Annotated in this window: 7 protein-coding genes; 5 read left to right on the top strand and 2 right to left on the bottom strand. The window is 66.9% G+C overall.

Going from position 1 to position 7,235, the window contains the following annotated elements; all coding sequences use genetic code 11:
• From atpA to Q0996_RS23130, 5 genes are all read left to right on the top strand, one after another.
• Positions 1-1,334 (top strand): F0F1 ATP synthase subunit alpha (gene atpA / locus Q0996_RS23150; protein WP_299625718.1); only part of this gene is annotated, 1,334 nt, incomplete at its 5' end.
• A 48-nt stretch (positions 1,335-1,382) separates the two neighbouring features.
• Entirely contained in the window at positions 1,383-2,276 is an 894-nt protein-coding gene (locus Q0996_RS23145) for a F0F1 ATP synthase subunit gamma (RefSeq protein ID WP_299625715.1), read from the top strand.
• A gap of 56 nt (positions 2,277-2,332) precedes the next feature.
• Positions 2,333-3,754 (top strand): F0F1 ATP synthase subunit beta, encoded by a 1,422-nt coding sequence (gene atpD, locus Q0996_RS23140; RefSeq protein ID WP_299625712.1) that lies wholly within the window; start codon positions 2,333-2,335, stop codon positions 3,752-3,754.
• A 27-nt stretch (positions 3,755-3,781) separates the two neighbouring features.
• Complete coding sequence (locus Q0996_RS23135) at positions 3,782-4,186, top strand: F0F1 ATP synthase subunit epsilon (RefSeq protein ID WP_299625707.1); 405 nt, start codon at positions 3,782-3,784, stop codon at positions 4,184-4,186.
• A 165-nt stretch (positions 4,187-4,351) separates the two neighbouring features.
• Entirely contained in the window at positions 4,352-5,167 is an 816-nt protein-coding gene (locus Q0996_RS23130; protein WP_299625704.1) for a ferritin-like domain-containing protein, read from the top strand.
• Between the two features lie 12 nt (positions 5,168-5,179).
• Here Q0996_RS23130 and Q0996_RS23125 read toward each other — a convergent pair whose 3' ends face one another.
• Entirely contained in the window at positions 5,180-5,671 is a 492-nt protein-coding gene (locus tag Q0996_RS23125; RefSeq protein ID WP_299625701.1) for an RNA pyrophosphohydrolase, read from the bottom strand.
• On the bottom strand, positions 5,671-7,074 hold the full coding sequence (locus Q0996_RS23120; RefSeq protein WP_299625698.1) for a divergent polysaccharide deacetylase family protein: 1,404 nt from the start codon (positions 7,072-7,074) through the stop codon (positions 5,671-5,673). Before Q0996_RS23120 ends, Q0996_RS23125 begins: the two co-directional genes overlap by 1 nt.
• Between the last annotated feature and the right edge of the window lie 161 nt (positions 7,075-7,235).

Raw genomic sequence — 7,235 nt, 5'->3', positions numbered from 1 at the left:
AAGTCGACAACGTCGGCGTCGTGATCTTCGGCGAGGACCGCGGCATTAAGAAAGGCGACACCGTCAAGCGGACCGGCGAGATCGTCGACGTGCCGGTGGGCCGCGGCCTGCTGGGCCGTGTGGTTGACGCCCTGGGCAATCCGATCGACGGCAAGGGCCCCATCGAAGGCGGCGAGCGCCGCCGCGTCGACGTGAAGGCGCCGGGCATCATCCCGCGCAAGTCGGTGCACGAGCCCATGCAGACCGGCCTCAAGGCCATTGACGCGCTGATCCCTGTCGGCCGCGGCCAGCGGGAGCTGATCATCGGCGACCGGCAGACCGGCAAGACCGCCATCGCGCTGGATACCATCATCAATCAGAAGCCGATCAACCAAGGCGACGACGAGTCCAAGAAGCTCTACTGCATCTACGTCGCCGTCGGGCAGAAGCGCTCCTCGGTCGCCAAGTTCGTGAAGACGCTGGAGGATCACGGCGCGCTGGAATACTCCATCGTCGTCTCCGCCACCGCTTCCGAGCCGGCGCCGCTGCAGTTCCTGGCGCCCTACACCGGCTGCACGATGGGCGAGTTCTTCCGCGACAACGGTGCCCACGCCGTGATCATCTATGACGATCTGTCCAAGCAGGCGGTCGCCTATCGGCAGATGTCGCTGCTGCTGCGCCGCCCGCCGGGCCGCGAAGCCTATCCCGGCGACGTCTTCTACCTGCACTCCCGCCTGCTGGAGCGCGCCGCCAAGATGGGCGACGACGCCGGCAAGGGCAGCCTGACGGCCCTGCCGGTCATCGAGACCCAGGCCGGCGACGTCTCGGCCTACATTCCGACCAACGTGATCTCCATCACCGACGGCCAGATCTTCCTGGAAACCGGCCTCTTCTATAAGGGCATCCGCCCGGCCCTGAACGTCGGCCTCTCGGTCAGCCGTGTCGGCTCGGCCGCCCAGGTGAAGGCGATGAAACAGGTCGCCGGCACCATCAAGCTGGAGCTTGCTCAGTTCCGCGAGATGGAGGCCTTCTCCCAGTTCGCCTCCGACCTCGATGCCGCGACCCAGCGCCTGCTGGCCCGCGGTTCGCGCCTGACCGAACTGCTGAAGCAGCCGCAGTATTCGCCGCTGGCCATGGAGGAGCAGGTCGCGGTGATCTTCGCCGGGGTGCGCGGCTATGTGGACGGCGTGCCGGTCAACCAGGTCACCGCTTTCGAGGCCCAGCTTCTCGCCAAGCTGCGGGCCGAAGGCGGCGACATTCTGGGTGCCATCCGCAGCGAACAGGTGATCTCGGACGCGACGGAAGAGAAGCTGAAGGGCTTCCTCGACTCCTTCTCGAAGTCCTTTGCGGCCTGATCGCGGACGGTCCTGATCCACTAGACAAGGCGGAGCGGAGAACGGCTTATGCCGAATCTCAAAGACCTCAAGGTGCGGATCGACAGCGTCAAATCGACGCGCAAGATCACCTCTGCCATGAAGATGGTGGCGGCGGCCAAGCTGCGCCGTGCCCAGGAACAGGCTGAGGCCTCGCGCCCCTATGCTCAGCGCATGGACCGCATGCTGGGATCGCTGGCCGCCGCGGCGGCCGGACAGGCCGGGGCGCCGAAGCTGCTGGCCGGGTCCGGCAGCGACCAGACCCATCTGATTCTCGTGGCCACCGCCGACCGCGGGCTCTGCGGCGGCTTCAACTCCTCCATCGTGCGCGAGGCGCGAAACCTGGCCCGCGAACTGCTGGAACAGGGCAAGACGGTCAAGTTCTTCTGCATCGGGCGCAAGGGCCGCGACCAGTTGCGCCGCGAGTTCGGCGAGCGGATCATCGACACCATCGAGGATATCGCGCGGCCGAGCCTGTCCTTCGACAAGGCCGCCGACATCGGCACCCGCGTGGTGGCGATGTTCGAAGCCGGCGAGTTCGACGTCTGCACCATGTTCTATGCCGAGTTCCGCTCGGCCATTTCGCAGATCGTCACCCCGCAGCAGTTGATCCCCTTCGCGCCGCCGGAGAGCGAGAACGGCGAGGAGGAGCCCGAGGCCCTGAACGGGGCGGTCTATGAATACGAGCCGGGCGAGGAAGAGATCCTGACGGCACTGCTGCCGACCAACCTCTCGGTCCAGATCTTCAAGGCATTGCTGGAGAACGCGGCCAGCGAGCACGGCGCGCGGATGACCGCCATGGACAACGCGACGCGCAACGCCGGCGACATGATCAATAACCTGACGCTGATCTACAACCGCACGCGCCAGGCGGCCATTACCGGTGAACTGATCGAAATCATCTCCGCCAAGGAAGCGATGTAGCGGCGGAGCGCAGGCCGCCTCCGGCAGGGCGCGGCGGGCACCAAGGAGCAAGAAGCATGGCAGACAACATCGTTGGCAAAGTGACCCAGGTGATGGGGCCTGTGGTGGACGTGCAGTTCACCGGCGACCTGCCGCCGATCCTCAACGCGCTGGAAACCACCAACGACGGCAAGCGCCTGGTGCTCGAAGTGGCGCAGCACCTGGGTGAGAACATGGTGCGCTCTATCGCCATGGACGCTTCCGAAGGCCTGGTGCGCGGCCAGGAGGTCAAGGATACCGGCGGGCCGATTTCGGTGCCGGTGGGCCCGGAGATGCTGGGCCGCATCATCAATGTGGTGGGCGAGCCCATCGACGAGCGCGGCCCGGTCAACGCGGCCCGCAGCGCGCCGATCCACCGCGAGGCGCCGGAGTTCGCCGAGCAGTCCACCGAAGCCGAGATGCTGGTCACCGGCATCAAGGTCGTCGACCTGCTGGCCCCCTATGCCAGGGGCGGCAAGATCGGCCTCTTCGGCGGCGCCGGGGTCGGCAAGACGGTGCTGATCCAGGAACTGATCAACAACGTCGCCAAGACCCACGGCGGCTATTCGGTCTTCGCCGGCGTCGGCGAGCGGACCCGCGAGGGCAACGACCTCTATCACGAGATGATCGAGTCCAAGGTCATCGACCTGGAGGGCGATTCCAAGGTGGCCCTGGTCTTCGGCCAGATGAACGAGCCGCCGGGCGCGCGCGCCCGCGTCGCCCTGACCGGCCTGTCCCAGGCGGAGTACTTCCGCGACGAGGAAGGCCAGGACGTGCTGTTCTTCGTGGACAACATCTTCCGCTTCACCCAGGCGGGCTCCGAGGTTTCGGCCCTGCTCGGCCGTATCCCCTCGGCGGTGGGCTACCAGCCGACCCTGGCCACCGACATGGGCACCCTGCAGGAGCGCATTACCACCACCAAGAAGGGCTCGATCACCTCGGTGCAGGCCATCTACGTGCCCGCCGACGACCTGACCGACCCGGCGCCGGCCACCTCCTTCTCGCACTTGGATGCGACCACCGTGCTGTCGCGCCAGATCGCCGAGCTCGGCATCTATCCCGCCGTCGACCCGCTGGACTCCACCAGCCGGATCCTCGATCCGCAGGTGGTGGGCGAAGAGCACTACAATGTGGCCCGCGAGGTGCAGCGCATCCTGCAGAGCTACAAGGCCCTGCAGGACATCATCGCCATCCTGGGCATGGACGAGCTCTCCGAAGACGACAAGCTGACCGTGGCCCGGGCACGCAAGATCCAGCGCTTCATGTCGCAGCCCTTCGACGTGGCCGAGGTCTTCACCGGCAGCCCCGGCGTGCAGGTTTCCATCGAGGATACGGTGCGCGGCTTCAAGGGCATCTGCGACGGCGACTACGACCACCTGCCGGAGGCCGCGTTCTACATGGTGGGCGCCATCGAGCAGGCCGTGGAGAAGGCGCGCAAGCTGGCGGCGGAAGCCGCCTAAGGCGAACCAGGAACGGACGACAAACGCATGGCCGAAGGCAAGGTCGCATTCGAACTGGTCTCTCCGGAGCGGCTGCTGCTCTCCGAGGAGGTCGAGATGGTGGTGGTGCCGGGCGACGAGGGCGACTTCGGTGTCCTCGTCCGCCACGCGCCGATGATCTCCACCCTTCGGCCGGGCGTCATCCAGGTCCACGACGGCGGCGCGGTCACCGAGTCGATCTTCGTGGCCGGCGGCTTCGCCGAGGTGACCCCGGCGCGCTGCACGGTGCTGGCCGAGGAGGCCGTCGCGGTGGCGGAGATCGACCGCGCGGCCACCGAACAGCGCCTCAGCAACGCCCAGGACGACCTCCTGGACGCGAAGACGGATTCGGAAAAGGCGCAGGCCGAACGGCACATCGCCGTCGCCGAGGCCATGCTGAAAGCGGCCAGCTAATACCCTGACATAGTTGAGTTTTTTACCTTACGGGCGAGCGTCACTTCGCCGCGATAGAGCCCATTGATTGTCTGCAACCTTATGATAGTCTGCGACAACTCTGTCACGTTAACCAATCTGTCACAGAGTCGATTTGCAAAGGTTTCTGGGGATTAGACGCTCTCGATGGCGAACGGTCATTGGACTCTCGACGATATTCCCTGGCAGGCCTTCGATCCCTCGAAGGTGGACCCCGAGCTGCTCAAGATCATCAAGGCGGCCAGCCTGGTGGAGTACAACGGCCGCGACTACGCGGACTACCTCTGCAACGTCTTTCCGGACGACGAGACCTTTCAGACGGCGGCCAAGGCCTGGGCCCTGGAAGAAGTGCAGCATGGTGAGGCGCTGGGCCGCTGGGCCGAACTGGCGGACCCGAGCTTCGACTTCGAGGCCAGCTTCAAGCGCTTCCGCGACGGATACCAGATCCCCGTCGAGGCGGCACAGTCGGTCAGGGGATCGCGTTCCGGCGAGCTGGTCGCCCGCTGCATCGTCGAAGTCGGCACCTCCTCCCACTACGCCTCCATGGCAACGATCACGGAAGAGCCGGTCCTGAAGGCGATCTGTCAGCGCATCGCCGCCGACGAGCTGCGCCACTACAAGCTCTTCTACGGCTATCTGAAGCGCTACCTGGAGCGCGAGGGGATCGGCCGCTGGCGCCGCATCGCCGTCGCCCTGGGGCGCATCGGCGAGACCGAGGACGACGAGCTCGCCTATGCTTTCTATGCGGCCAACGAACGCCGCCGGCCCTACAGCCGCAAACTGCACGGCCACGGCTACCTGAAGCGGGCCTATGCCTGCTACCGGCTTGAGCACGTCCGGCGCGCGGTCGCCATGATCTTCAAGGCCGCCGGACTGAACCCGCAGAGCCGCCTGGCCGCGCTGGTCTCGCAGTTCTACTTCAACTTTCTGCGCTGGCGCAGCCGGCGGATGGCCGCGGCCTGATTCTCTCCCCGTTCAGTCGACAAGGTGGCGGAACTCCCGCACCAGGGCGGCATAGATGTCGCGCTTGAAGGGAATGGTGAGCGCCGGAAGGCGTTCCAGCCGCTCCCAGCGCCACGCGCTGAACTCGGGATGGTCGGTCTCCAGGTCGATGTCCTGGTCGCACCCCAGAAAGCGCATGGCGAACCACCGCTGCTCCTGGCCGCGGTAGCGCCCGCCGCGGACCTTCTCGACCAGTTCCGGCGGAAAATCGTAGCGCAGCCAGTCGCGGCTCTTGGCGATCACCTCCACCTTGTCGGTGCCGATCTCCTCCTGCAGTTCGCGCAGGGCGGCCGCCTTCGGCTTCTCACCCTTGTCGATTCCGCCCTGCGGCATCTGCCAGGCATGCGGGTTGTCCTTTTGGGCATCGATCCGCCGCGCCACGAAGACGCGCTTGTCGGCGTTCAGAAGGACAATGCCGACGCAGGGCCGGTAGGGCAGCTTGGCGATCTCCTCGGGGGTCAGCATCAGCGCGGCGTCTGGGTGTTGACCAGGGCGGTGATCGGGGCGATGACGAAGCCCCTGGCGGCGAGTTCGGTCGACCACTCGGCCAGGCGCTCCAGGGTCACCGGATAGGGCTGGCCCATGGCCACCGCAAAGCCCTCGGTCAGGGCGATGCGCTCGATCTGGGCGAGGCGCGCATCGATGGCGATCCGGCTCGCCTGACGTTCGTCGATGGAGCGGTTGTTGATGGCACTCGGCAGGTCGAGCTCTGAGGCCAGGGCCGGCGCCACCGACTTCTCGGTGGTGCGGTTGTCGAGGAAAATCAGGCCGCGGGCCTTCAGCTCCCTCAGCACGACCGCCATGTGCCGGCGCTCCGCGGTGAAGCGCGATCCCATGCTGCCGGCCACCCCGACATAGGCGCTGCCGCGGCTGAGCACCCAGTCGAGGCGGTCCAGGTTCTCCTCCTCGCTGAGGCTGGTGAGCAGGCCCTGGGGCCCGGGATCGTCGTTGGGGAAGCTGGCCGGCTCCATGGGCAGGTCCAGCATCACCTCGTGGCCGCGGGCGCGGGCCAGGGCGATCCAGCGTTCCAGATCCCGTGCGTAGGGGCTGAAGGAAAGCGTGATGGCTGCCGGCAGGCTGTCGATCGCGGCCTGTGTGGCGGAGTCCGAGAGGCCAAGGCCGCTCAGCACCACGGCAATCCGCGGCCGGCTGTCGGCATCGTTGAAGGGTTGGCGGAACCGTTCCCAATAGGGCAGTTGGTCGGGGGCCGGCGGGATGACCGGAAGGCTGACCACCTGTTCATCCACCGCGGTGGCCTCCGGCACGCTCTCCGGTGCGCTTTCCGGTGCTGCGGGGGGCGCTTCGGCCTGCTGTTGTTCTGCCGGGTCCGGTTGCGGGTCCGGCGGCGTTTCTGGCGGCGCTTCCGTGGATGTTTCCGGGGGTGATTCTGGGGCTGTTTCCGGCTTCTCCTCCGGCGGCGCCTCCGCCGCTGCGCTGTCTGCCGGGTTCGGTCTCGGTTTCGGCCTGGGCAAGGGAATGGTCTCGCCCTCGCCGCCGGCCACCTGCGCCTCTTCCGCTCCGGCTGAGGGCGCTGGGTCCGCGGCTGCCTCCGCAGTGTCCGCCCCTTCCGCCGGCTCCTCAGTGGTCGCAGAGGGCGCCGCCGCCGGGTCGGTCTGCTCGGCCCCCGCCTCTGCCTCAGCCTCTGCCTCAGCCTCTGCCTCTGCCGCACCGTCGGCGGGTTCCGCGGCCTTCGCCGGTTCCTGGCGCGCCACCGCCTGCAGAGGCTGGGGCAGGGAGACCACGACGTTGGCGGGCTCAGCGCTCGGCGGCGGCAGTGTCAGGCCATAGGCGACGAGCATCGCCACCGCGGTCAGAACGATCAGCCAGGCCGCAAGCAGCAGGATCGGCGCAGACAAGAGCTTTCGCAAAGGTCCCCCTACGACACGGCCCGCGCGTACCAAGGGCACGCACGGCGCCTAGAGCAGATCCTGGTTCGATGGAATCGCGGGAGCGATCCATCGAGCCTGGTGAATCTGCTCTAGTTCTCGAGTGTAGAGCGGATTCACATGTTTAGACGCAAACACGTAGG

Source organism: Pelagibius sp. (assembly GCF_028289705.1).
Lineage (GTDB): Bacteria > Pseudomonadota > Alphaproteobacteria > Kiloniellales > Kiloniellaceae > Pelagibius.
Note: the sequence above shows the minus strand (reverse complement) of the source record. Positions and strands in the feature narration are given on the sequence as shown.

Coding starts and splice junctions, on each gene's coding strand:
- Q0996_RS23135 (WP_299625707.1), top strand. CDS start 3,782: ATGGCCGAAGGCAAGGTCGCATTCGAACTGGTCTCTCCGGAGCGGCTG.
- Q0996_RS23130 (WP_299625704.1), top strand. CDS start 4,352: ATGGCGAACGGTCATTGGACTCTCGACGATATTCCCTGGCAGGCCTTC.
- atpD (WP_299625712.1), top strand. CDS start 2,333: ATGGCAGACAACATCGTTGGCAAAGTGACCCAGGTGATGGGGCCTGTG.
- Q0996_RS23125 (WP_299625701.1), bottom strand. CDS start 5,671: ATGCTGACCCCCGAGGAGATCGCCAAGCTGCCCTACCGGCCCTGCGTC.
- Q0996_RS23145 (WP_299625715.1), top strand. CDS start 1,383: ATGCCGAATCTCAAAGACCTCAAGGTGCGGATCGACAGCGTCAAATCG.